The organism is Rathayibacter sp. SD072 (assembly GCF_017355185.1).
GTDB lineage: Bacteria > Actinomycetota > Actinomycetes > Actinomycetales > Microbacteriaceae > Rathayibacter.
The window spans coordinates 74,997-98,489 of sequence record NZ_JADILJ010000005.1; the positions used below are offsets into that span (position 1 = coordinate 74,997).

Below are 23,493 nucleotides of genomic sequence, written 5' to 3' on the forward strand. Positions count from 1 at the left end.
CTCAGGCTCCTTCAACTCGTAGAACTGACGTCACGGCGCCGACGAACCCGTGGGACTGCAGCGCGGTGACGGTGGCCGCGAGATCGGACTCTGCCGCCGCGTGCGTGCCGATGACCAGGGTAGCGGTCGGCTCGATGCGCTCCGCACCGGCCGGCGCCTCCTCGAGCGGGTCGCTCGTGGGCGGGGTCTGCACGAGGGTCTCGACCGACACCCCGTGGTCGGCGAACACGCCGGCGATCTGGGCGAGCACTCCGGGGCGGTCGAGCACCTCGAGCGTCACCTGGTAGCGCGTCGTGACGTGCCCGATGGGGAGGACGGGCAGCCCCGAGCTCGCACTCGTGACCAGCCCAGGGCCGCCGACGACGTGGCGGCGCGCGGCCGAGACGACGTCGCCGAGGACGGCCGAGGCGGTCTCGATGCCGCCGGCTCCGGCTCCGTAGAACATCAGGCTGCCCGCGGCCTCGGCCTCGACGAAGACGGCGTTGTTCGCGCCGTGGACGGCGGCGAGGGGGTGCGAGCGGTGCACGAGCGCCGGGTAGACGCGGGCCGAGACGCCCTCCTCCCCCGTCTTCGCATCGATGAGGCGCTCGCAGATGGCGAGCAGCTTGACGACGTAGCCGGAGTCGCGCGCCTGATCGACCTGCTGCTTCGTGATCCCGGTGATGCCCTCGCGGTGCACCATCGTGACCGGCACGTCGGTGTGGAAGGCGAGGCGCGCGAGGATCGCCGCCTTCTGCGCGGCGTCGTAGCCCTCGATGTCCGCGGTGGGGTCGGCCTCCGCGTAGCCGAGCTCGGTGGCGCGCGCCAGCGACTCCTCGAGCGTGGCGTGCTCGGTGTCCATCCGGTCGAGGATGTAGTTCGTCGTGCCGTTGACGATGCCGAGGATGCGGTGGACGCGGTCTCCGGCCAGGCTGTCTCGCAACGGCCGGATGATCGGGATCGCGCCGCCGACGGCCGCCTCGTAGTTGAGCTGGGCGCCCACCTGGTCGGCCGCCTCGAAGAGCTCGTTGCCGTGCGCGGCGAGCAGCGCCTTGTTGGCGGTGATCACGTCGGCTCCGGACGAGATCGCCTTGAGGATGTAGCTGCGCGCGGGCTCGAGGCCGCCCATCAGCTCGACGACGATGTCGGCACCGAGGATGAGCGCTTCGGCGTCGGTCGTCAGGTACTCGCGGGGGATATCGGCGGTGCGGGGTGCGTCGAGGTCGCGCACGGCCACTCCGGCGAGCTCCAGCGGAGCGCCCACGCGCTGGGCGAGCTCGTCGCCGTGGTCGAGGAGGAGGCGCGCGACCTGGGCACCGACGGACCCGGCACCCAGGAGGGCGACCCGCAGGCTGCGGTACTCGATCATCGGGTGGTGGCCTTTCGTTCGATGCCGGCATCGCGGCGGAGGAGGTCCTCCTCGGTCTCGCCGCGCACGATGACGCGGGCCTCCCCGTCGCGCACGGCGACGACGGGAGGGCGGCCGAGGTAGTTGTAGTTGCTCGAGAGCGACCAGCAGTAGGCGCCGGTCGCGGCGACGGCGAGCAGGTCGCCGGGGTGCACGTCGGCCGGCAGGTACTCGTCGTGCACGACGATGTCGCCCGACTCGCAGTGCTTGCCGGCCACGCGCACCAGCGCGGGCTCGGCGTCGGAGGCGCGGTTCGCCAGGCGGGCGGAGTAGTCGGCACCGTAGAGCGCGGGGCGGGCGTTGTCGCTCATCCCGCCGTCGATGCTGACGTAGCGGCGGACGCTCGTGGAGTGCTCGCCGCCGACGACGACGTCCTTGATGGTGCCGACCTCGTAGAGGGTGAGGCCTGCGGGTCCGATCAGCGAGCGGCCGGGCTCGATCGCGATGTGCGGCACGGGGATGCCGCGGGTCGCGCACTGCTCGGCCACCGCGTCGGCGATGGCGGCGGCGATCTCCTCGATGGGGGTGGGATCGTCGGCGCTCGTGTAGGCGATGCCGAAGCCGCCGCCCAGGTTCAGCTCCGGCACGGGACCGTCGGCGAGCAGCGCCGCGTGCACCTCGAGGAGCCGCGAGGCCGACTCGGCGAACCCGGCGGAGCCGAAGATCTGCGAGCCGATGTGGCAGTGCAGGCCCAGGAAGCGCAGGCTCGCGTGCGCCCGGATGCGGGCGACGACGGCGGGGCAGTCGGCGAGCGAGATGCCGAACTTCTGGTCCTCGTGCGCGGTGGCGAGGAACTCGTGGGTGTGCGCGTGGACGCCGCTGTTCACCCGGAGGCGCACGTTCTGCACCCGGCCGTGCCGCTCTGCCGCCGCAGCGATGCGCTCGATCTCGATGAGGCTATCGATGACGATCGTGCCGATGGCCGCCGCGACCACGCGGTCGATGTCGGCGACGGACTTGTTGTTCCCGTGGAGACCCATGCGCGCGGGGTCGACACCCGCGGCCTGCGCGACGGCGAACTCGCCGACGCTGCAGGCGTCGATGTTCAGGCCCTCCTCGCGCATCCAGCGCGCGACCTCGGTCGAGAGGAAGGCCTTGCCCGCGTAGTAGACCGTGACGTCGGTGCCGATGCGGCCGAGCTCGCGCTCGAAGGCCTCGCGGGTCCGCACCGCTCGACGGCGGGCGTCGGCCTCGTCGACGACGTAGAGGGGCGTGCCGAACTCCTCGGCGAGCCGATCGGCCGTGACTCCCGCGACCTCGAGGACACCGTCCAAGCGGCGCCGCGCGTTGTCGGACCAGACCGCCGGCGCGAGCGCGTTCGCATCGTCCGGCTGCTCGAGCCACTCGGGCGCGAGCGGATGACGCGGGGCACGGACGTGCGCGTCGTCGTTTTCCACGGGTGAGACCTCACAGGAGAGAGTGGGAGCGTCACTGCGTGGCGAGCGAGTCCGGATTGACCCCTGAAGCCAGCAAGTTCGTTGAGTGCTGTCGGTGTTCGCCCGCAGGAGACGCGGGCACAGGGCTCCGATCCTACCGGGCGGGTGCGCCCGCCCGAGTGCGACCGGGCCGTCCGCTCAGGGGCAGACGCCGTTCTCCTGCTGCTCCGGGTCGCTGAGGAAGGTCGGAGCGAGCGCGAAGTCGGCGTTCAACGACTCCGCAGCGACCTGCACGCCCGTGAGGGTGAGCCCCTGCGGGACGGAGTCGGCGATGCAGACGGAGCGAGGGCCGAGGAGGCCGTCGGCCACTCCCCCGAAACGCTGCTCGACATCGGCGGCGGTCAGCGTGGTGCCCGCGACGGTCACCTCGGACGGAGTGAGCTCGATCGCCCCGTCCGCCGCGCCGAGCTCGATGCCCACTCCGGCCGCCAGCGAGAGTCCGAGCACCTCGACCGAGGTGTTCACGCGAACGAGCGGTGCGTCGAGGGTCACGGAGTCGATCGGCACCTCGCTGCGCGCGGAGACGAGGGAGGTGACGGAGGCGGGATCGAGGGCGACGGTCGCGGTGCCGGAGTCGAGGGCGCCGGTCCCGCTCGCGGGGACGCCCTCGAGGGTCACGTCGATGTCGCCGTTCAGCTCGCCGAAGGCGACGTCGTCGCTGCGGACGTCGAGGCGGTCGAGCGTCCCGGAGACGAGCTGCGGCAGCACCGCCCATCCGGCGACGTGGACCTCGACCGGGTGGTCGGCCGGCAGCGACAGCGCATCGCGGACGCTCGCCGCCGCGGTGTCGGCGACCGCGCGGCGGGCGAGCGCGTCGCCCACGACCGCCGCGACGACGAGCAGCACGAGCACGACGGCCACGACCACGACGGCGAGGAGTCCCCGACGTCGTCGGCGGGGGCTCTCCGAGGCGCTCACATGCGGTCCGGAGCGGTGACGCCCAGCAGCGAGAGCCCATTGCGCAGGACCTGGCCCGTGGCCTCGTTCAGGCGCAGCCGCGTCGAGTGCACGGCCTCGATCGGGTCCTCGCCCTGGGGCACCACGCGGCAGTTGTCGTACCAGCGGTGGTAGAGCCCTGCGATCTCCTCGAGGTAGCGGGCGATGCGGTGGGGCTCCCGCAGCTCTGCGGCGTGCGCGACGATCCGCGGGAACTCCTGCAGGCCGCCGAGCAGGGCCGACTCGGTCGCGTGCACCAGCGTCTCGGGAGAGAAGGGCTCGCGCGGCACTCCGGACGCCTCCGCCTTCGCGGCGACCTGGCGGGTGCGCGCGTGGGCGTACTGCACGTAGTAGACGGGGTTGTCGTTGCTCCGCTTGGTCAGCAGATCGAGGTCGATGTCGAGCGTCGAGTCGGCGGAGGAGCGCACGAGCGAGTAGCGCGCGGCATCGACGCCGACGGCCTCGACGAGGTCCTCCATCGTGACGACCGTGCCCGCGCGCTTGGACATCCGCATCGCCTGACCCTCGCGCAGCAGGTTGACGAGCTGGCCGATCAGGATCTCGAGGTTGACCCCCGGAGTGTCGCCGAAGGCCGCGCACATCGCCATCATGCGGCCGATGTAGCCGTGGTGGTCGGCGCCCAGCATGATGATCGCCCGGTCGAAGCCGCGCTCGCGCTTGTCGAGGTAGTACGCGAGGTCACCGGCGATGTAGGCCGCCTCGCCGTCGCTCTTGATGATGACCCGGTCGCGGTCGTCGCCGAAGTCCGTGGTGCGCAGCCACGTCGCTCCGTCGGCCTCGTAGATGTGGCCGAGGCCGCGCAGCCGCTCGATCGCGCGCTCGACGGCACGCGACTCGTGCAGGGAGTTCTCGTGGAAGTAGACGTCGAAGTCGACGCCGAACTCGTGCAGGCTCTGCTTGATCTCGCCGAACATCAGCTCGACGCCGATGGAGCGGAACGTCTCGTGCAGCTCCTCCTCGGGCAGGACCGAGAGGTCCCCCGGGTAGGCGGCGACCACGCGGTCGGCGATGTCGGCGATGTATGCGCCGCCGTAGCCGTCCTCGGGAGTGGGCTCTCCGCGGTGCGCGGCGAGGAGGCTGCGGGTGAAGCGGTCGATCTGCGCTCCGTGGTCGTTGAAGTAGTACTCGCGGGTCACCTCCGCGCCCTGCGCGAGCAGGACGCGGGCGAGGCTGTCGCCCACCGCGGCCCAGCGGGTGCCGCCGATGTGGATCGGGCCGGTGGGGTTCGCCGAGACGAACTCGAGGTTCATCTTCACGCCGGAGTAGAGGGAGCCGGTGCCGTAGGACTCCGCGGCGTCGACGATGACGCCGGCGAGGGCACCGGCGGCAGCGGCGTCGAGCCGCACGTTGAGGAAGCCCGGTCCGGCGACCTCGACGGTGGCGACGCCGTCGACGGCTCCGAGGCCCTCGGCCAGTTCGGCGGCGAGCTCGCGCGGGTTCGCCCCGACCTTCTTCGCGAGCTTCATCGCGATGTTCGACGCCCAGTCGCCGTGGTCGCGGTTCTTCGGGCGCTCGAGGACGACGTCCGAGAGGGCGACCTCGGCGTCGCTCCCTCGTCGCTGCACGGCGTCGAGGACGAGGGCGTGCAGGGAGGCGGCGAGCTGTTCGGGAGTCACGGGGGTCGATTCTACCGGCCGGGTCCCGGGCCCACGGGGCGCCCCCGGCCCGGCCCGGCGAGCGCTTGCTAGGGTGCGACGCATGCGCCGCCCCGCCGCCCTCCTCCTCGTCGCCGCCGTCGGCGTCCTGGCGGGCTGCTCGGGAGCGCCCGAGCCCGCGCCGAGCGCCTCGACCGCGATCAGCGGCACCCCGGTGCCCCTGACCTGCGAGGAGCTCGTGCCCTCCTCGGCCCTCACCGGTCTCTGGTCAGGATTCGCGCCCGACGACTCCGTCGAGCGGACGGACGTCTCGAACGAGATCGCGGGCTACGACGGTCTGGTCTGCGGATGGTCCGACGATGCGGGGGCGGACTTCCAGGTGGCCGTGGCGCACCTCGACGTGTCGCTCATCGAAGCGCTCAAGAACGAGTTCTTCCGCACGAGCAACGCGGTCCCGACCTACGGCAAGCCGCCCGCGGTCGAGGGCTACTACGAGGTCGCGTCCGGCCGCGGAGTGGCGGATGTGCTGCTCGACGAGCACTGGATCGAGACCTCGAGCGCCTCGTTCATCGAGCCGGGCGATCCGGAGCCGCTCGTCCGCGCGGCGGTCGCCGCGATCGCCGGCTGAGCTCAGCCCAGCCGGACGGGCGAGACGTGGTCGTCCTCGACGACCTCGTCGCACTCGGCGTCGACGCTCATGCCCGTGAGGGAGAGGTCGGTCAGGTAGCTGCTGAGGAACGCGGTGTCGGCCGTGTCGCGGCCCGACGAGATCCGGAGCATCGAGCCGCGCGGAGCGAGCCGCGTCGCGTCGATCACGTGCCAGGCGCCACCAACCCAGGCCTCGGTGACGGCGTGGAAGTCGCGCGGCTCGAGGCCGGGGGCGTAGACGGCGGTGACGCGCGCCGGGATGTCGAGCGCGCGGAGGAGCCCCGCGCAGGTGTGCGCGAAGTCGCGGCACACGCCCTGCCCGCTCTCGATCACCTGGGCCGCTCCCCCGGTGGCCACCGTCGACCCGTAGACGTACGAGAGGTGCCCGTTGACCCACGCCTCGACCGCGGTGAGCGCCTCGAAGCCCTTGGCGCGCCCGAACTCGCGCCGCGCGATGCCGCCGAGCGCATCGGCCTCGGCGTAGCGGCTGGGCCGCAGGTACTCGACCAGCTCGAGCTCGCTCGGCTCGTCGGGAGCGCCCCGGCCGGTCACGCTCGCGCGGTACTCGACCCGCATCTCGCCCTTGTTGGCCTCGACCCGATGCACGCGGGCGCCGTGCCGTGCGGGGAACTCCCGAACGGGAAGCTCTTCGCCGTCGAGGCGGACCGAGAAGGAGTCGTCGAACGACTCGCCCGTCGCCGTCGCGGCCACGAGGAAGATCAGGTCGGTCGGCCCGTTCAGACGCAGGTCCATCGAGGCGGAGACGGTGCGCAGCATGGCTCCATCGTGGCACGTCGTGCGGCACGTTCCGGCGTCGGATCGGGCTCCGCCCGGGTGCTAATGTGGTCAGGCACTCCTGGCCCCCATAGCTCAGGGGATAGAGCACTGCCCTCCGGAGGCAGGGGCGTAGGTTCGAATCCTACTGGGGGCACTGTTTTCCTCCGTCAACGAAGCGAGCTGCTTCGGACGGCGTCAGGCCTCATGGAAGCTGTGGCGGCATTCGCAGTCAAGCGCGCTCAGCCCGGAATAGTCCTCCACAGGTACCCGACAGCATGCAAGACGAATCGAGAGCCTGAGGGCCCGCCGCACCTGGGCCTCGACCCGACCCATCGTCTCGAAAGGATGGTCGCAGGACGGACATGCCGCCGGGGAGGAGCTGATAGGAACCGGAATCGGCGTCGCTGCCGAGATGTTGACGTGCGCTGTCATGGCCGAACCCTGCCATGCCGAGGTCCGCAGAGTGAACCCTCATCAGTAACGGATCGATAACCCTGGGGTGATGATTCGATCTGCCGAGGTGGCCTCGGACCGTTTGGGCGCGATCCTGAGCCGTCAGGCGGGCCCCGGTGCCGGGTCCGCAATCGATGTGTGGCTGATCCGTCTGCGCACGCGCTCCAGGGGCTTCTCCACTACGAGGTGCAGGCAATGCGCGAAGACAAGCGAGGCGAGCACGGCGAGCACCACTCCGGCGCCTCCTGGCACGAATGGGTGGACGACCTCGAGGAGCGGTCGATGGATCAGGTAGAGCGTGTAGGAGAGCACTCCGATGTACGCGACCGGACGCGCGTTCAGCATGCGGCCCACCCAACCGTCCGGCGCGGTGATGACAGCCACGAAGACCCCGAAGAGACTCAAGCTCTGAACGGTGTACCCCAGCGTCATTCCGAACCAATCAGGGGTTCTGCTCACACCGATGAAGATCGCAACCGAGATCAGTAGCAGCGGTAGCGCTACCCACGGTCTCCTCGTCACGATGCGGGTCTCGCCGTACATGGGATTGGCGGCGATCGCCATCACCGATCCCCAAAGAATCGCGTCCGCGCGAGTGTCGGTCGAAAGGTACAGCCTGTCCCACGACACACCGCTGGAGGACAGGTACACCCGCCATGCGGCGATCACCAGGCAGACCGCGGCAAGAAGGGCCGCCTGGTGCCGAGCTTTCGGCATGACGGATCGGAGGACCACGTAGACCAGGGGGAACAGTAGGTAGAAATGCTCCTCGACAGCTAGCGACCACAGTGCGTTCATAGCCGGCGGGAGTCCTTCGCGCCCCTGGAAGACGATGTAGTAGTTCGCCCAGAATGTGCTGGCGCTTGCGAGACCTGCCCCGGTGATGGTGTCGACCAGAGCACCTGCAGCGACCAGCAGGAGAACGACCGCCAGAACGATGTAAAGGGGAGGGAAGATCCTGTAGACGCGTCGGAGGTAGAAGTCCTTCAGCGCGATCCGGCCGGTACGCTCTGATTCCACTCTCATGAGGTGAGTGATCAGGTAGCCGCTCAGGAAGAAGAACAGGGTCACACCGATCGATCCCTTGACCGGAATCGGCAGACCGGAATGGCCCCAGACGACCAGCACGATCGCGACAGCACGCAGACCGTTCAACGAGGGGATGCGTCCGGGGAGGAGACCGACCGGGTTCTGCATGCCGATCAGCGTAGCCAGTCCATGTTTCGGTCAGTCGACGGCACGACAAAGATCCGTTCGTTCCGCGTCAGGAGGAACAGTCGGATGCGGTGAAGAGGTCAGCGTCTCATTGCGGTTGCATCGCCGTCCACGGTCTGATCGACGCCCAGCGCCTTCCAGAGCTGCTGCGCACCGAACGGAGTGATCTGAGCCTCGAGGAGGAGCTCCGTGACCAGCGCCGATAGGCGGAGCTCGTGCGGCGTCATGCACGTTGTCCGACGGCGATGGCTGGGATGAGAGGACGGCCATCGACTGCCTCGAGGACAGGCCGATGGGTGTGAAGACGGTGATTCAGGGTTGGTTCGAGCATCGATGCTCCTGGGTACAGCGCCGTGAACTCCGTCTGCACGGTCGGCTTCGGGTGCCGTTCGTCCACTCTGAGAGCGCCTATCGCTAATGTACCTTCGGTTCGCCCTCACGTCACCGTACGAAGACTGCAGATTTGCCGCGCTCGCACGGTGATCGGGCGACGACGACGACCAGGAAAATGCGGCGTGCAGCCCCGACTCCGCCGCGAGTGGCGGCAGGAGTTTGAGGCGCCTCTGAATTTTGCCCTAAAACCGCCCTCGCGACGTCGATCGATGGGCACCCGACGGGGTCCGGGTGGAGCGTCGGGGTTCCCGATAATTAGGCGGTTCTCGATAATCACCGGCCGTCCGCGAATGCCGAATCACTGTCCCTCAACATCCGCTTCACCCTTCCGGACGCGGGCGTCGGCATGCACCTCAGATAAGTCCTCGTTCTCGCCGAGGCGGCCTGAGCACAGCCTCGCCGTCACCGCTCCCACCCTGAACATCCCTCGAATCGCTCTCAGGAACCGCCGTTCCTGAGAGCCGAGCCGTAGGGTGATCGGCGTGAAGATCCTTGTCGTGGAAGACGATCCGGCCATGGGCGAAGCTCTCGTGGGAGGCCTCGGCGACGCCGGCTACGAAGCCGTGCTCACCACGAACGGGGTGGACGCGCTCGTCGCGTTCACGAACGCCGAGTTCTCGGCGGCCATCGTCGATGTGATGCTGCCTGCGATGTCGGGCTTCGAGATCTGCCGCCGCATCCGCGAGCTCGGCCGGTCGACTCCGATCATGCTGCTCACCGCCCGGGACGCGATCGAGGACCGGGTGTTCGGCCTCGACGCGGGCGCCGACGACTACCTCACCAAGCCGTTCGCGTTCACCGAGCTCAACGCCCGGCTGCGCGCGCTGCTGCGCCGCAGCCCGTCGCTGATGTCGACGTCGATCGAGGTCGGCCGCATCACCGTCGACGGCTCGAGCATCAGGCGCACCGCCGACGGCAGCCGCATCCACGTCAGCCCGAAGGAGCTCGAGCTCCTGAAGCTCCTCATCACCCCGGTCGGCTCGGTCGTCACGCGCCAGCGCATCCTGTCCGAGATCTGGGGCGGCGGCGAGATCGTCGACAACAACATCGTCGACCAGTACGTCAGCTACCTCCGCAAGAAGCTGCCGACGGAGGAGACCGGAGTCGGCATCGTGACGGTGCGCGGCAAGGGCTACTTCCTCCGCCCGGTCGAGTAGCCGTGACCGCACCGGCGCAGCCCGCGGGCCCTCGCCAGACCGCCCTCTCGATCCGTGCGCGCATCACGATCGGCAGCGTGGCCGTCGCCACGGTGCTCTTCGCTCTCGCGGCGCTCCTCTTCTACCAGGTCGTGTCGGGGATCGTGGAGCGCAGCGAGCGCACCATCCTGACCTCGATCGAGGACGAGATCCGCCGCGACATCTCAGCGGGGAACGTGCCGCGCGCCCAGGGCTCCTCCACCGGACAGCTCTACTTCGCTCTCGACCCCGACCGCGCGGTGAGCGCGACGACCATGCCGACCGCCCTCGGCGACGCCGTCGTCGACGATCTGCGCGAGACGGGCGCCGACGCGACCGCCCGCTACACGAACATCACGACGGGCAGCACGAGCTACCTCGTCCGCGTGGCCGCGGTCGACGACGACGGAGCGACGTGGTCGGTCGTCACCGCGCGCGACCAGGCCGCCTCTCAGCTGGTCCTCGACGACTTCGCGCACGTGCTCGTCTACGCCGCGATCTTCCTCGTCGTGACCTTCGGCCTCGCCTCGTGGATCCTGACCGGCACTGCACTGGCTCCGGTGCGGCGGATGCGCGCCCGGGCCGACGAGATCGCGGCCGACCCGGGTCAGGGTGATCAGCTGCCCGTCGTCGGCACGCGGGACGAGATCGACGAGCTGGCCGAGACGCTCAACGCGTTCCTGCAGAAGCAGACCGCCTCCCTCGCCCGCGAGAAGCAGATGGTGTCGGATGCAAGCCACGAGCTGCGGACACCCCTCGCCGCGCTCTCGGCGCAGCTCGAGATCGCGCACCACCGCGTCGATGATGCCGCCGCGGTCGATCGGGTCATTCTGGACGCGCGCAAGAGCGTCGACCGCCTCGTGCGCCTCGCCTCGGCACTGCTCGACATCTCGCGGATCGAGAGCAGGTCGGTGCGACCGACGTCCGCCTTCGCCGATCTCGTCGACGAGCTGGTCGGCGCGGTCGACCGCACCCGGCTCCTCGCCTCGGAGTCGGACGTCGAGATCGACTACGAGATCGACGAGCGGGAGCCCGCCCGCCTCTACGGAGTCGCGGCGCAGGACTTCGGGCGCGTGATCGACAACCTGGTCCGGAACGCGATCCAGGCGCTGCCCCGCGGCGGGATGGTCGTCGCAGCGCTCTCGCAGCAGGACGGACGGCTGCTCCTGTCGGTGTCGGACGACGGGCCGGGCATGCCGGACGAGTTCATCCCGGTGGCGTTCGACCGGTTCTCGCGGCCCGACGACTCCCGCACCCTCGCGTCGGGCGGCAGCGGCCTCGGGCTCGCCCTCGTGCACACGACGGTGCTCTCGGCGGGCGGCACGGTGGGGCTGCGGAACCGTGAGCCGCACGGGCTGGTCGTGGAGATCGTGCTGCCGCCGGTGGGGTCGGCGGCGAAGTAGAGGCGCCTCCTGCTGACCGAGTAGCCCTCAGCGCGAGCGTCTCGAGATCCGCAGCACCCGCAGGCGCGGGGTCTCGATACGCACCTGCGGGGCTGCTCGACCAGCAAGGGAGGGGGACGATGAACGCCCCCGGCCGGAGCCGGGGGCGTTCGAGGTGGATCAGCGCTGGTCGTCCTCGGGGCGGACGGGCACCGGGTCGCCGGCGTTGGCAGGCGGCGGGGCCCAGCTCGCCTGAGGCGCCTCGGCGGCGGCGCCCTGCCCGTCGAGCAGGTTGCGGCCGCGGTTCACGACCTCGGGGTCGGCGAGCACGGAGTAGCTGGTCGCGATGACCTGCATCGTCGACGTGAAGTCGCGGCGCCGGCGGTTGACCGCGTACGACGCGAGGCCGAACAGCATGCCGAAACCGGCGCCGAGCAGCACGGCCGCGATCAGGAACGAGAACTGCGTGGTCGGGGAGAAGATGATCAGGAGCAGGCCCAGGAAGATTCCGAACCAGGCTCCGGAGGCGGCTCCCGCCAGCGCCACGCGCCCCCAGGTGAGCTTGCCGGTGACGCGCTCGACGCTCTTGAGCTCGTTGCCGATGATCGCGAGCTGCTTCACCGGGAAGTCGGCACGGGCCAGCACGTCGACGGCGGCCTGCGCCTCCTGGTACGTGTCGAAGGTCGCGAGGATCTCGCCGCGCGGGATGGTCGGGAAGACCGCCTTGCGGCCGTTGAACGGCGTCTGCTGAGTCACCCGCTCAGACTGGCACAGGGGTCTTGGAGGACTCTGGGCGGCGATGGTGAGCACGCCGAACGTCGGTCGGGAACGCTCGGCGGACATCCCGGTGGGCGGCACTAGGTTTGTAGCCGTGAGTTCCGCCAGAGTCTTCGTCGCGCGCTTGGTCGGATGCACCGTCTTCGACCCCGCCGGCGACCGCGTCGGCAAGGTCCGCGACGTGCTCCTGGTCTACCGCCAGAACGATCCGCCCCGCGTCGTCGGGCTCGTCGTCGAGATCCCCGGACGCCGCCGCGTGTTCGTGTCGATCGGACGCGTCACGAGCATCGGCAGCGGCCAGATCATCACCACCGGTCTGATCAACGTGCGCCGCTTCGAGCAGCGCGGCGGCGAGGTCCGCGTCATCGCCGAGCTGCTCGGCCGCCGCATGACGTTCGTCGACGGATCCGGCGACGCCGTCGTCGAGGATGTCGCGATCGAGGAGGTCGGACCCGGGGAGTGGCAGCTCGCGCAGCTGTTCGTCCGCCGTCCCAAGACGAGCCCCTCCCCCTTCGCCAAGGGAGCGACCGCGTTCGCCGGCTGGCGCGAGGTCCGCGAGACCGTCTCGGGAGAGGCGCAGTCGGCCGAGCAGTACGTCGCGAGCCTCGCCGAGCTCAAGCCCGCCGACCTCGCGAGCACCCTGCTCGACCTGCCGACCCAGCGCATGCTCGAGGTCGCGGGCGAGCTCTCGGACGACCGCCTGGCGGACGTTCTCGAGGAGATGCCCGAGAGCGAGCAGGTCGAGATCCTCGGTCAGCTCGACGACGACCGCGCCGCCGACGTGCTCGACCAGATGCAGCCCGACGACGCGGCCGACCTGATCGCCCAGCTCTCGGACGAGCGCGGCGAGGCCCTCCTGGGCCTGATGGAGCCGGAGGAGGCGGACGACGTCCGCATGCTCCTCAGCTACGCACCCGAGTCTGCCGGCGGCCTGATGACGACCGAGCCGATCATCGTGTCGTCCGAGGCGACCGTGGCCGAGGGCCTCGCCCTCATCCGCCGTCACGAGCTCGCTCCCGCCCTCGGAGCCGCGGTCTGCGTCACCCTGCCGCCGTACGAGCCGCCGACCGGCCGCTTCCTCGGCATGGTGCACTTCCAGCGGATGCTCCGCTACCCGCCGCACGAGCGCCTGGGCACCCTGCTCGATCAGAGCTTCGACCCGATCACGCCGGACACGTCCGCCGCCGAGGTCGCCCGCATCCTCGCGAGCTACAACCTCGTGTCGGTGCCCGTGGTCGACGAGACGCACCGGCTGGTCGGCGTCGTCACCATCGACGACGTGCTCGACTACCTGCTCCCCGAAGACTGGCGCAGCCACGACGGCGACGACGAACCCCGCTCACCGGTGAGCACGACCACGCGGGGCATCCCGCTGGTGCCGCCGCCCGCGAAGGCGGCGAACGGCGGACGACGACGAGGATGGAGGGGCGCGCGTGGCTAAGGACGCGAAGCAGGATCGGCGGCTCGACGCCCCGAAGGGACTGCGCACACGCGTGCTGCCCCTGCGCAACCGTCAGAGCAGCGACCGCTTCGGGCGGCTGACCGAGTCGTTCGCCCGCGGCATGGGAACCCCGTGGTTCCTGTTCGGCATGACGATCTTCTGCGTGTTCTGGCTGGTCTTCAACACCTACGGACCCGAGGACGCGCGCTTCGACTCGCAGGCGCTGGGCTTCACCGTGCTGACGCTGATCCTCTCGCTGCAGGCCTCCTACGCCGCTCCCCTGCTCCTGCTCGCGCAGAACCGGCAGGACGACCGCGACCGCGTGCAGATCGAGCAGGACCGCCAGCGTGCCGAGCGCAACCTGGCCGACACCGAGTACCTCGCCCGCGAGGTCGTGGCCCTGCGGCTCGCGATCCGCGACATGGCGAGCAAGGACTTCATCCGCTCGGAGCTGCGCACCCTCGTCGAGGAGCTCGAGAAGGACCGGACGGAGACGAGCAGGTCCGAGCGCGGCGATGTCTGACCCGACTCCCCTCGAGGGCGCGGTCCTCGCGTCGCTCGCGCGGGTCGTCGATCCCGAGATCCGCAAGCCCATCACCGAGCTCGACATGGTCGAGTCCGTGACCTCGGCCCCGGACGGCTCGGTGGACGTCGCGATCCGGCTGACCATCGTGGGCTGCCCGGCGGCGTCCGCGATCGAGCGGGACGTGACGGAGGCGGTCGCCGGCACCCCCGGTGTGACCGGTGCCCGCGTCTCGGTCGGCGTCATGACCCCGGCTCAGCGCACCGCGCTCACGAAGCGCCTCCGCGGCGCCAAGCGCAGCATGCCCTTCGGGCCGGACTCGCTCACCCGCGTCTACGCCGTCACCAGCGGCAAGGGCGGAGTGGGCAAGTCGACGGTCACCGCGAACCTCGCCGTCGCCCTGGTGCAGCAGGGACTCTCGGTCGGCCTGATCGACGCCGACGTGCACGGGTTCTCGATCCCCGGACTCCTCGGCCTGATGCACGACGGGCACGTCGACGGCCCCACCCGGGTGGGCGAGCTGATGCTTCCGCCCGTGGCGCACGGGGTCAAGGTCATCTCGATCGGGATGTTCCTCGAGGGCGACACGCGCGGAGCGGCGGTCTCGTGGCGCGGTCCCATGCTGCACCGGACGATCTCGCAGTTCCTCACCGACGTCTACTTCGGCGATCTGGACGTGCTGCTGCTCGACCTGCCCCCGGGCACGGGCGACGTCGCGATCTCGATCGGCCAGCTCCTTCCGCACGCGGAAGTGCTGATCGTCACGACGCCGCAGCCCGCGGCCGCCGATGTGGCCGAGCGCAGCGGCGCTCTGGCGCGCCAGTCGGGTCAGACGATCATCGGCGTCGTCGAGAACATGGCGGGTCTGCCGCAGCCCGACGGGTCCGTGCTCGACCTGTTCGGCACCGGTGGCGGGGCCGAGGTGGCGCGCCGTCTGAGCGCCTCGGGGAGCGAGGTGCCCGTGATCGCGTCCCTGCCGATCAGCGTCGCGCTGCGCTCCGGCGGGGACGTCGGCGTCCCGGTCGTCGTCGGGGCAGCGGAGGATCCGGCCGCGGTGGCGATCACCGCGTTGGCGAGGACGCTCGCGGCTCGGCCGCGGGGCCTGACGGGGCGACGACTGCCGATGAGCGTCGGCTGACCCTCTGACGGGACCGGCCGCTCACCCGTCGCCGTCGGGAACCGCTCGGGTCAGGTCGCCTCGGAATCGATGGGCGGCGGAGCGACGGTCGACAGCTGCCCCTCGCCGTGCGAGCGCTTCATCGTCGTGTAATAGCTGTCCTGCGTCGAGGCCCGGCTGCCTGCCCCCGTCGTGATGGGCGCGCCGACCTTCGTCGGAGGCTTCACGGTGGGCACGGGGTCGTCCTCGAGGAGGGCGTCGCGGATGATGCGACGAGGGTCGTACTGGCGCGGATCGAGCTTCCGCCAATCGACCTCGTTGAACTCCTCGCCCATCTCGTCCTTGACCCGCTCGCGCGCCTGCGTGGCGAATCCGCGCACCTTGCGCACGAGCTGACCCAGCTGCGCGGCGTAGTGCGGGAGGCGATCAGGGCCCAGCACGAAGACAGCGATCACTCCGATGATGAGGAGCTTGTCGAACGTCAAACCGAACACGGGACAAGAGTAACCCGCCGCGCCTGCGGCACCGACCCCGCGCGCCACCGTAGCCTTGCCCTGCGCGGACGCGATCCGTCCACCGCACCGACAAGAGGAGCTCGACCGTGTCCGACAAGGATGCCAATTGGAAGTACGCCGAGGACGCGGTCGTCGAGCCCGAGGCCATCGCCTCCGCCCGCCGCCTCTCGGTCGAGCTGGGCATCGACGCCGTCTCGCCGTCCATCGGGGCGCAGTCCTCGCTCATCGCGGCCGCGGCGCGCGCCTCGCAGATCATCGAGATCGGCACCGGCACCGGAGTGAGCGGCCTGTGGCTGCTCGACGGCGCCCCCGAGGCGATGCTGACCTCGATCGACTCGGAGGCGGTTCACCAGCAGCACGCGCGAGCGCAGTTCCACGAGGCCGGCGTGTCCCCCAACCGCCTCCGCCTCATCCCGGGCCGAGCGCTCGAGGTGCTGCCCCGGATGAACGAGAACTCGTACGACATCGTCTTCGTCGACGGCGATCCGCTGCAGGTCATCGAGAACGTCGAGCACGCGCTGCGGCTCGTGCGCCCGGGCGGAACCGTGCTGATCCCCCACGCCCTCTGGCGGGGACGGGTCTCGAACCCGGCTCAGCGCGACGAGATCGCGTCGGCGTTCCGCACCCTGGTCGCCGAGATCAGCGCGTCCCCCGCCGTGGTGAGCATCCTCTCCCCCATCGGAGACGGACTGCTCCAGGCCAACAAGCGCCGGGCCTGACGCGCCGATCCGTCCTGGAACGAGGGAACGCCCGCCGCACGGTGTGCGACGGGCGTTCTCGACGGTGCTGGTGGTGCCGCCGTCAGGCGGGGGTCACCACCGATGCGAGAGCATCGTGCAGCTCTTTCGCCTCTGCATCGTTGACCGAGACGACGAGTCGTCCGCCTCCTTCGAGCGGAACGCGCACGACGATGAGTCGACCCTCCTTAACAGCCTCCATCGGTCCGTCTCCGGTCCTGGGCTTCATGGCCGCCATAGAGTTCCCCTTTCGTGACGTATCCCCCTATTATCGTGCATCCGCGGTGTTCGAGAAATCGCGCTCTCCGGCGAGCCCGCGGGACGTCGATCACGGGGGCGTCCAGTCGTAGCCGTCGACGGCCCAGCAGGCGGAGATCCAGAGGATCTGACCGCCGATCCCGGCCAGGACCAGTGCGACCCGGAAGAGCGGCGATCGGGGCACGGCGAGTGCTCCGACCAGCGGGAACATCGGCCCGAGCAGCCGGAACGTGCTCGACTGCGGGAAGAAGAACGCGAACAGGTACACCGCGTAGCCCGCGATCCACGCGCGGCTGACGAGGTCGAGCCGGCGCACCCACGGCGAGGCCATGACGCCGACGAAGGCGGCCACGAGCAGCACCACCAGGACGATGCCGATGGCCGGCGACTGGAACCACCACTGGCCCCACCACGCCCCGCCCTGGAACCACGAGGTGAAGGGGAAGAGCTCCTGGTAGCCGATGTAGGAGGAGCGCCAGGCGAGCTCGGTGTCGGTGTAGGCGGTGATCGACCCGGTGACCGCCCAGGCCGCGATCGGCCAGAGGAAGCCGACCACGAGGCCCCAGACCGTCAGCGCCACGGTGGGCAGCCAGTCGCTGCGCTCGAAGGGCTCGCGCGAGCGTCGGAGGAAGCGGACGAGGACGTAGAGCCCCATCGCCGCGGCGAAGGCCAGCCCGCTCGGCCGGGTGAGGCCCAGCAGCAGGACGACCGGGAAGACGAGCGCGTACCGCCCGCGCACGAGCAGCAGCAGGGTGATCGCGGTCAGCATCATCGCCGCAGACTCGGCGTAGGCCAGCTGCAGCAGCGGCGAGGTGGGAGCGACGCAGAAGAGCAGCACCGCGACCAGCGACTGCGTCTCGCTGAGCGAGTGCCGGAGGAGGCGGTAGAGGACCAGGGAGGTGACCGCTCCGCAGACGACCGAGACGGTGACGGCGGCGGGCGCCCATCCGAGGCCCGTGACCAGCATGAGCAGGCGGACCACCGCGGGGTAGAGCGGCATGAACGCCCAGGCGTTCTCGCCGATCTCGCCCGCCTCGGTGACCGGGAGGGTGGAGGGGTAGCCGGAGAGGGCGATGATCTCGTACCAGCGCCCGTCCCACATCGAGGCGAAGGCGGAGTAGGAGGGGGACGGGCCGGTCCAGGAGTTGGCGGCCTGGTTCGCGGCGAACTGCAGAAGGATCACCGTGGTGACCAGGCGCGTGAGCACGAAGACGGCGAGCACCCGCGCCCACCACGGGACGAGTCGGAGCCGGGCCCGTCGACGCGCCGTCGACGCCGGAGCGACGGCGGTCACGCGGGGGTGCTCAACCAGCCGCGGAGACCGTCGGCGCAGGCCGTGATCTCGTGCACCGCGACGCGCTCGTCGTCGGCGTGGGCCTTGAGGGGGTCGCCGGGGCCGTAGTTCACGGCCGGCACTCCCATCGCCGAGAAGCGCGCGACGTCCGTCCATCCGTACTTCGGCTTCGCCTCGGCGCCGACGGAGGAGAGGAAGGCCTGAGCGAGCGGCGCGTCGAGGCCGGGGCGGGCGCCCTCGGCGAGGTCGACGACCTCGACCTCGAAGCCGTGGAAGAGCTCGCGGAGGTGCTCGACGGCCTCGGCACCGGTGCGGTTCGGAGCGAAGCGGTAGTTGACGTGGACCGTGCAGAGGTCGGGGACGACGTTGCCGGCCACTCCTCCCGAGATCCGCACGGCGTTGACGCCCTCGCGGTAGACGAGGCCCTCGACCTCGACCTCGCGCGGCTCGTAGGCGGCGAGCCGATCGAGGATCGGTGCGGCCGCGTGGATGGCGTTCTCGCCGACCCAGCTGCGGGCGGAGTGGGCGCGGAGTCCGCGGGTCACGATGTCGACGCGCAGGGTGCCGTTGCAGCCGCCCTCGACCTCGCTGCTCGTCGGCTCGCCCAGAACGGCGAAGTCGGCGGCGAAGAGGTCGGGGCGGTGGCGGGCCAGCCGTCCGAGGCCGTTGAGGTCGGAGGCGACCTCCTCGTTGTCGTACCAGATCCAGGTGACGTCGACCGCGGGCTCGACGAGCTCGGCGGCGAGGACGAGCTGCACGGCCACCCCCGCCTTCATGTCGACGGTTCCGCGCCCGACCAGGTACTCGACTCCGTCGATGCTCTCGTCGACGACGGGCAGGTTGCCGTTGATCGGGACGGTGTCGAGGTGGCCGGCGATGACGACGCGCTGCGCTCGGCCGAGCGAGGTGCGCGCGACGACCGTGTCCCCGTCGCGGATCACCTCGAGGTGACCGCAGGCGGACAGCGCCGCCTCGACCGCGTCGGCCAGTGCCGACTCCTCCCCCGAGACGGACGGGATGTCGCACAGCGCCCGCGTCAGCGCGATCGGATCGGACGCGAGATCCAGCCTCACGAGGGGCGGAGCGGCGGGGGTCGGAGCGGCCATGGCACCCAGGGTAGCGGCCGCGGGCCGCGCGCTACCCTGGGTGCCATGACCCCCGAGCACTCCGCCGACTCCTCCGCGCCCGCCTCCGCCTGGGGCTACGGGCTCGCCACGATCGCCTCGGACGGCACCGTCCTCGACACCTGGTTCCCGGAGCCGCGCCTGGGCACGATCCCCGCCGGCCGCGACCCGTGGATCGTCCCGGCCGAGTTCGAGTCGCTCGCGGGAGAGGACCCCCGGCGCGAGGTGCGCATCGACGTGGTGACCCTGCAGATCGACCTCTCCTCGCCTCCGGCCTCGACGTCGGACGCCTACCTGCGCCTGCACCTGCTGTCGCACCTGCTCGTCCAGCCGAACACGGTGAACCTCGACGGCGTGTTCGCGCACCTGCCGAACGTGGTCTGGACCAACGCCGGACCGGTGTCCCCCGACTCGTTCACGCGACTCCGCCCGTCGCTGCGCCGGCACGGCATCCAGGCCGCCGGGATCGACAAGTTCCCCCGGCTGACCGACTACGTCACTCCGGCCAAAGTGCGGATCGCGGACACCTCGCGCGTGCGCCTGGGCGCGCACCTCGCTCCGGGCACGACCGTGATGCACGAGGGCTTCGTGAACTTCAACGCCGGGACGCTCGGCAGCTCGATGGTCGAGGGCCGGATCTCGCAGGGCGTCGTCGTCGGCGACGGCTCCGACATCGGCGGCGGTGCGTCGATCATGGGCACGCTGTCGGGCGGAGGCACGCAGCGGATCTCGATCGGCGCCCGCGCCCTGCTCGGGGCGAACTCGGGCATCGGGATCTCGATCGGGGACGACTCCGTCGTCGAGGCGGGGCTGTACGTCACGGCGGGCACGAAGGTCGTGGTCGTCGGAGGAGCGCCCCGGGCCGACGGGCGCCCGCAGACCGTGAAGGCGGTCGAGCTGTCGGGCGTGCCGAACCTGCTGTTCCGCCGCAACTCGCTGACGGGCGCGGTGGAGGTGCTCCCCCGCACCGGTGCGGGCATCGAGCTGAACACGGCCTTGCACGCCTGAGGTCCGGCGGCGGGGGTCTCGATACGCCCGCGAGCGGGCTACTCGACCAGCAGAGAGTCCTCCCGCTGCTGACCCCCGCTGGTCGAGCAGCCGTCGCAGACGGCGTATCGAGACCACCCCTCCCGGAGACCGGGGTCTCGATACGCCCGCGAGCGGGCTACTCGACCAGCAGAGGGGGGTGAACGGACGATGCCGCCTCCGCGGGGCGGAGACGGCATCGGGGCGGCGGGTCAGCTGCCGGTGGGCCAGTGGCGCTCGGGGGCGCCCATGTACAGCTGCTGGGGGCGGCCGATCTTGGTCTGCTTGTCGATGTTCATCTCGCGCCAGTGGGCGATCCAGCCGGGCAGGCGGCCGATCGCGAACAGCACGGTGAACATGCGGGTCGGGAAGCCCATCGCCTTGTAGATGACCCCGGTGTAGAAGTCGACGTTCGGGTAGAGGCGGCGCTCCTTGAAGTAGTCGTCCTCGAGCGCGAGGGCCTCGAGCTCCATGGCGATGTCGAGCAGCGGGTCCTTCACTCCGAGGGCCTGCAGCACCTCCGAGGCGCTCTCCTTGACGAGCTTCGCGCGCGGGTCGTAGTTCTTGTACACCCGGTGGCCGAAGCCCATCAGGCGCACGCCCTCCTCCTTGTTCTTCACCCGCTCGACGAAGGTCTGGACGCTCTCGCCCGACTCGCGGATGCGGCCGAGCATCGTCAGGACGGCCTCGTTGGCTCCGCCGTGCAACGGGCCGAAGAGCGCGTTGATGCCGGCGGAGACGGACGCGTAGAGGTTGGCCTCGGTCGAGCCGACCAGGCGCACGGTCGAGGTCGACGCGTTCTGCTCGTGGTCCTCGTGGAGGATCAGCAGACGGTCGAGCGCCTTGGAGAGGACCGGGTCGACGTCGTACCGCTCGGCCATGGTGCCGAAGTTCAGTCGGAGGAAGTTGTCGACGAAGCTCAGCGAGTTGTCGGGGTACAGGAACGCCTGGCCGATGCTCTTCTTGTGCGCGTACGCGGCCATGACCGGCAGCTTCGCGAGCAGGCGGATCGTCGTCAGCTCGACGGCCTCGGGATCCTTGGGGTTCGAGCTGTCCTCGTAGTAGGTGGACAGGGCCGAGACTCCCGCGGAGAGCACCGACATCGGGTGCGCGCTGTGCGGGAGCGCGTCGAAGAAGCGCTTGAGGTCCTCGTGCAGGAGCGTGTGGCGGCGGATGCGCTCGTCGAAGCCCGCGAGCTCGTCGGCGGTGGGCAGCTCACCGTAGATGAGGAGCCAGGCCACCTCGAGGTACGTCGCGTTCGTCGCGACCTCCTCGATCGGGTACCCGCGGTACCGCAGGACGCCCTTGTCGCCGTCGATGTACGTGATCTGCGACTTGGTCGCCGCCGTGTTGACGAAGCCGTAGTCGAGCGACATGAAGCCGGTCTGCTTCGTCAGAGTCGAGAAGTCGATGCTCGAGGCGCCGTCGACGCTGCGGAGGATCGGGAAGTCGGCGGTGCGGTCGCCGAAGGTGAGCGTCACCTTCTCGGGCTGGGCCTCGGCCGCAGCCGGCGCGCTCTCCGTGGCGGGCTCCGGTGCCTCCACCGTCGCGGTTCCGTCGCTCTGCGTGCCGGATTCGGTCACAACGCCTCCCAGGTCGTCACGGTCGCTCCCCGGGCAGCGCGCTCGCACGGAGCAGGCGGCGCCGGGTGTGGGCGGTGCAGTCGGCGCCGTTGTGTGGCGACATCGACCGAACCTCCTACAGCCTAAGGGCACAGCAGGGGACCTGCTGCACCGGCCAGTGCTCCGGGGCGCGCGTTGTGGGATACCGCCAGGACCCGCCCTCGGAGGGGAGCGGGACGCCCGCGGCGGCGGTCTAGGAGAGGCCGGCGGAGAGGCGCGACGCGGCCGCGGCGATCCGCTCGTCGCTCGCGGTCAGCGACAGCCGCACGTGCTCGGTGCAGTGGTCGCCGTAGAAGACGCCGGGCCCGGCGAGCACGCCGATCCGCGCGAGGCGCTCGATCGACTCCCAGGCGGGCCGCCCCTCGGTGGCCCAGAGGTACAGGCCGGCCTCGCTGCGGTCGATGCGGAAGCCGGCGGCCTCGAGCGCAGGGCGCAGGCGGTCGCGACGGGAGCGGTACCGCTCCTTCTGCTCGGCCACGTGCGCGTCGTCGCCCAGGGCGGTGATCATCGCCTCCTGCAGCGGACCGGGCACGATCATGCCGGCGTGCTTGCGCACGGTGACGAGGCGGGCGATGAGAGCGGAGTCGCCCGCGACGAACGCGGCGCGGTACCCGGCGAGGTTCGACTGCTTGCTGAGCGAGTAGACGCCCAGCACGCCCTCGCGGCTGGCGCCGACGACCCGCGGATCGAGGATGCTCGGGATCGGCTCGTCGGCCCAGCGGCCGTCCCAGCCGAGTTCGGCGTAGCACTCGTCGCCGGCGATGACGGCGCCGAGCTCGCGGGCACGGGCGACGGCCCTCTGCAGAGCGGGGACGTCGAGCACCGCGCCGTCCGGGTTGCCGGGAGAGTTCAGCCAGACCAGGCGGGTCCGCTCGGGCCACTCGGCGGGGTCGTCGGAAGCCAGGACGGAGGCTCCCGCGATCGCGGCGCCCATCGCGTAGGTGGGGTAGGCCGCGCGGGGATGGACGACGACATCGCCCTCGCCCAGGCCCAGCAGGAACGGCAGCCAGGCGACGAGCTCCTTGGAGCCGATGGTCGGCAGGATCTCGTCCACTCCGAGGCCGGGTACCGCCCGGCGACGCCCGAACCATGCCGCGATCGCCTCGCGCAGGGCCGGGGTGCCGACCGTCGTCGGGTACGAGTGCGCGTCCGTCGCCCGCGCGAGGGCGTCGCGGATGAGCGGGGGCGTCGGGTCGACGGGCGAGCCGATCGAGAGGTCGACGAGGCCGTCGGGGTGCGACGACGCGAGCGCCGTCGCGGGACCCATCAGGTCCCAGGGGTAGTCGGGCAGGGCTCCGAGCGCCACCGGAGGGCCGCTCAGTGGCCCTGGGGCGGGAGGACCGCGATGACCGGGTGGTCCTTCGCGATCACGCCGACCTTCGCCGCTCCGCCCGGGGAGCCGATCTCGTCGAAGAACTCGACGTTGGCCTTGTAGTAGTCGGACCACTCCTCGGGGAGGTCGTCCTCGTAGTAGATCGCCTCGACGGGGCACACCGGCTCGCAGGCACCGCAGTCGACGCACTCGTCGGGGTGGATGTAGAGCGAGCGCTCGCCTTCGTAGATGCAGTCGACCGGGCATTCGTCGATGCAGGCGCGGTCTTTGACATCGACGCACGGAAGTGCGATCACGTAGGTCACGGT

Annotated in this window: 23 protein-coding genes and 1 tRNA gene; 9 read left to right on the forward strand and 15 right to left on the reverse strand. The window is 70.6% G+C overall.

Going from position 1 to position 23,493, the window contains the following annotated elements; translation table 11 throughout:
* Position 1: 1 nt before the first annotated feature.
* The 4 genes from IOC53_RS03440 to argS all read right to left on the reverse strand — a co-directional run bounded on the left by IOC53_RS03440 (position 2) and on the right by argS (position 5,396).
* Complete coding sequence (locus IOC53_RS03440; RefSeq protein ID WP_207402993.1) at positions 2-1,348, reverse strand: homoserine dehydrogenase; 1,347 nt, start codon at positions 1,346-1,348, stop codon at positions 2-4.
* Positions 1,345-2,784 carry a diaminopimelate decarboxylase gene (gene lysA / locus IOC53_RS03445; RefSeq protein WP_207402994.1) on the reverse strand — a complete coding sequence of 480 codons (1,440 nt, stop codon included), beginning with the start codon at positions 2,782-2,784 and terminating at the stop codon, positions 1,345-1,347. Before lysA ends, IOC53_RS03440 begins: the two co-directional genes overlap by 4 nt.
* A 177-nt stretch (positions 2,785-2,961) precedes the next feature.
* Positions 2,962-3,741 carry a DUF2993 domain-containing protein gene (locus IOC53_RS03450; protein ID WP_207402995.1) on the reverse strand — a complete coding sequence of 260 codons (780 nt, stop codon included), beginning with the start codon at positions 3,739-3,741 and terminating at the stop codon, positions 2,962-2,964.
* Positions 3,738-5,396: an arginine--tRNA ligase gene (argS, locus tag IOC53_RS03455; protein ID WP_207402996.1), complete on the reverse strand. Its 1,659-nt coding sequence runs from the start codon at positions 5,394-5,396 to the stop codon at positions 3,738-3,740. The genes IOC53_RS03450 and argS overlap by 4 nt, the downstream gene beginning before the upstream one ends.
* A gap of 82 nt (positions 5,397-5,478) precedes the next feature.
* On the opposite strand from argS, the gene IOC53_RS03460 reads away from it, so the two are divergent.
* Positions 5,479-6,003 carry a hypothetical protein gene (locus IOC53_RS03460; RefSeq protein WP_207402997.1) on the forward strand — a complete coding sequence of 175 codons (525 nt, stop codon included), beginning with the start codon at positions 5,479-5,481 and terminating at the stop codon, positions 6,001-6,003.
* Positions 6,004-6,005: 2 nt separating this feature from the next.
* On the opposite strand, the gene IOC53_RS03465 is transcribed toward IOC53_RS03460, so the two are convergent.
* Complete coding sequence (locus IOC53_RS03465; RefSeq protein WP_207402998.1) at positions 6,006-6,800, reverse strand: transglutaminase family protein; 795 nt, start codon at positions 6,798-6,800, stop codon at positions 6,006-6,008.
* Between the two features lie 82 nt (positions 6,801-6,882).
* Here IOC53_RS03465 and IOC53_RS03470 point away from each other — a divergent pair.
* Positions 6,883-6,954: transfer RNA gene (locus IOC53_RS03470), tRNA-Arg, on the forward strand.
* Positions 6,955-7,355: 401 nt separating this feature from the next.
* On the opposite strand, the gene IOC53_RS03475 is transcribed toward IOC53_RS03470, so the two are convergent.
* Positions 7,356-8,450: an acyltransferase gene (locus IOC53_RS03475; protein ID WP_207402999.1), complete on the reverse strand. Its 1,095-nt coding sequence runs from the start codon at positions 8,448-8,450 to the stop codon at positions 7,356-7,358.
* A gap of 98 nt (positions 8,451-8,548) precedes the next feature.
* Positions 8,549-8,695 (reverse strand): hypothetical protein, encoded by a 147-nt coding sequence (locus IOC53_RS03480; protein WP_207403000.1) that lies wholly within the window; start codon positions 8,693-8,695, stop codon positions 8,549-8,551.
* 663 nt (positions 8,696-9,358) lie between these two features.
* On the opposite strand from IOC53_RS03480, the gene IOC53_RS19405 reads away from it, so the two are divergent.
* Both IOC53_RS19405 and IOC53_RS18760 read left to right on the forward strand, forming a co-directional pair.
* Entirely contained in the window at positions 9,359-10,018 is a 660-nt protein-coding gene (locus tag IOC53_RS19405; protein ID WP_307786057.1) for a response regulator transcription factor, read from the forward strand.
* 2 nt (positions 10,019-10,020) lie between these two features.
* Positions 10,021-11,439 carry a HAMP domain-containing sensor histidine kinase gene (locus IOC53_RS18760; RefSeq protein WP_207403002.1) on the forward strand — a complete coding sequence of 473 codons (1,419 nt, stop codon included), beginning with the start codon at positions 10,021-10,023 and terminating at the stop codon, positions 11,437-11,439.
* 159 nt (positions 11,440-11,598) lie between these two features.
* Here the strand turns inward: IOC53_RS18760 and IOC53_RS03495 are convergent, their stop codons facing one another.
* Complete coding sequence (locus IOC53_RS03495) at positions 11,599-12,174, reverse strand: general stress protein (RefSeq protein WP_307786055.1); 576 nt, start codon at positions 12,172-12,174, stop codon at positions 11,599-11,601.
* A gap of 115 nt (positions 12,175-12,289) precedes the next feature.
* On the opposite strand from IOC53_RS03495, the gene IOC53_RS03500 reads away from it, so the two are divergent.
* From IOC53_RS03500 to IOC53_RS03510, 3 genes are read left to right on the forward strand one after another with little or no spacing between them, the layout of a single operon-like run.
* A complete protein-coding gene (locus IOC53_RS03500) occupies positions 12,290-13,636 on the forward strand; it encodes a magnesium transporter MgtE N-terminal domain-containing protein (protein ID WP_207403003.1) in 1,347 nt (448 codons plus the stop codon).
* Entirely contained in the window at positions 13,629-14,159 is a 531-nt protein-coding gene (locus IOC53_RS03505; RefSeq protein ID WP_207403004.1) for a DUF1003 domain-containing protein, read from the forward strand. The genes IOC53_RS03500 and IOC53_RS03505 overlap by 8 nt, the downstream gene beginning before the upstream one ends.
* The gene (locus IOC53_RS03510; RefSeq protein WP_207403005.1) at positions 14,152-15,297 is read left to right on the forward strand and encodes a P-loop NTPase; all 1,146 of its coding nucleotides are present in this window, start codon (positions 14,152-14,154) and stop codon (positions 15,295-15,297) included. The genes IOC53_RS03505 and IOC53_RS03510 overlap by 8 nt, the downstream gene beginning before the upstream one ends.
* Positions 15,298-15,347: 50 nt before the next feature.
* On the opposite strand, the gene IOC53_RS03515 is transcribed toward IOC53_RS03510, so the two are convergent.
* A complete protein-coding gene (locus IOC53_RS03515; RefSeq protein WP_207403006.1) occupies positions 15,348-15,770 on the reverse strand; it encodes a twin-arginine translocase TatA/TatE family subunit in 423 nt (140 codons plus the stop codon).
* A 107-nt stretch (positions 15,771-15,877) separates the two neighbouring features.
* Between IOC53_RS03515 and IOC53_RS03520 the strand changes: the two genes are divergently transcribed.
* Positions 15,878-16,510: a class I SAM-dependent methyltransferase gene (locus IOC53_RS03520; RefSeq protein ID WP_207403007.1), complete on the forward strand. Its 633-nt coding sequence runs from the start codon at positions 15,878-15,880 to the stop codon at positions 16,508-16,510.
* Between the two features lie 82 nt (positions 16,511-16,592).
* On the opposite strand, the gene IOC53_RS03525 is transcribed toward IOC53_RS03520, so the two are convergent.
* The 3 genes from IOC53_RS03525 to dapE all read right to left on the reverse strand — a co-directional run bounded on the left by IOC53_RS03525 (position 16,593) and on the right by dapE (position 19,186).
* Entirely contained in the window at positions 16,593-16,766 is a 174-nt protein-coding gene (locus IOC53_RS03525; RefSeq protein WP_077221916.1) for a DUF3117 domain-containing protein, read from the reverse strand.
* A gap of 90 nt (positions 16,767-16,856) precedes the next feature.
* Positions 16,857-18,080: a hypothetical protein gene (locus IOC53_RS03530; protein WP_207403008.1), complete on the reverse strand. Its 1,224-nt coding sequence runs from the start codon at positions 18,078-18,080 to the stop codon at positions 16,857-16,859.
* Positions 18,077-19,186, reverse strand: a complete 1,110-nt coding sequence (gene dapE / locus IOC53_RS03535; RefSeq protein WP_207403009.1) for a succinyl-diaminopimelate desuccinylase — start codon at positions 19,184-19,186, stop codon at positions 18,077-18,079. Before dapE ends, IOC53_RS03530 begins: the two co-directional genes overlap by 4 nt.
* A gap of 45 nt (positions 19,187-19,231) precedes the next feature.
* Here dapE and dapD point away from each other — a divergent pair, with 45 nt between their 5' ends.
* Positions 19,232-20,212 (forward strand): 2,3,4,5-tetrahydropyridine-2,6-dicarboxylate N-succinyltransferase, encoded by a 981-nt coding sequence (gene dapD, locus IOC53_RS03540; protein ID WP_207403010.1) that lies wholly within the window; start codon positions 19,232-19,234, stop codon positions 20,210-20,212.
* A 230-nt stretch (positions 20,213-20,442) separates the two neighbouring features.
* Here dapD and IOC53_RS03545 read toward each other — a convergent pair whose 3' ends face one another.
* From IOC53_RS03545 to fdxA, 3 genes are all read right to left on the reverse strand, one after another.
* On the reverse strand, positions 20,443-21,711 hold the full coding sequence (locus IOC53_RS03545; protein WP_251943062.1) for a citrate synthase: 1,269 nt from the start codon (positions 21,709-21,711) through the stop codon (positions 20,443-20,445).
* Between the two features lie 334 nt (positions 21,712-22,045).
* Complete coding sequence (gene dapC / locus IOC53_RS03550; protein WP_207403011.1) at positions 22,046-23,158, reverse strand: succinyldiaminopimelate transaminase; 1,113 nt, start codon at positions 23,156-23,158, stop codon at positions 22,046-22,048.
* An 11-nt stretch (positions 23,159-23,169) separates the two neighbouring features.
* The gene (gene fdxA / locus IOC53_RS03555) at positions 23,170-23,490 is read right to left on the reverse strand and encodes a ferredoxin (protein WP_056866806.1); all 321 of its coding nucleotides are present in this window, start codon (positions 23,488-23,490) and stop codon (positions 23,170-23,172) included.
* Between the last annotated feature and the right edge of the window lie 3 nt (positions 23,491-23,493).

Bases quoted from the DNA above. Each gene is read 5' to 3' on its own strand.
- IOC53_RS03440 (WP_207402993.1), bottom strand. From the start codon at position 1,348: ATGATCGAGTACCGCAGCCTGCGGGTCGCCCTCCTGGGTGCCGGGTCC.
- IOC53_RS03460 (WP_207402997.1), top strand. From the start codon at position 5,479: ATGCGCCGCCCCGCCGCCCTCCTCCTCGTCGCCGCCGTCGGCGTCCTG.
- IOC53_RS03465 (WP_207402998.1), bottom strand. From the start codon at position 6,800: ATGCTGCGCACCGTCTCCGCCTCGATGGACCTGCGTCTGAACGGGCCG.
- IOC53_RS03475 (WP_207402999.1), bottom strand. From the start codon at position 8,450: ATGCAGAACCCGGTCGGTCTCCTCCCCGGACGCATCCCCTCGTTGAAC.
- IOC53_RS03480 (WP_207403000.1), bottom strand. From the start codon at position 8,695: ATGACGCCGCACGAGCTCCGCCTATCGGCGCTGGTCACGGAGCTCCTC.
- IOC53_RS03510 (WP_207403005.1), top strand. From the start codon at position 14,152: ATGTCTGACCCGACTCCCCTCGAGGGCGCGGTCCTCGCGTCGCTCGCG.
- IOC53_RS03525 (WP_077221916.1), bottom strand. From the start codon at position 16,766: ATGGCGGCCATGAAGCCCAGGACCGGAGACGGACCGATGGAGGCTGTT.
- dapE (WP_207403009.1), bottom strand. From the start codon at position 19,186: ATGGCCGCTCCGACCCCCGCCGCTCCGCCCCTCGTGAGGCTGGATCTC.
- dapD (WP_207403010.1), top strand. From the start codon at position 19,232: ATGACCCCCGAGCACTCCGCCGACTCCTCCGCGCCCGCCTCCGCCTGG.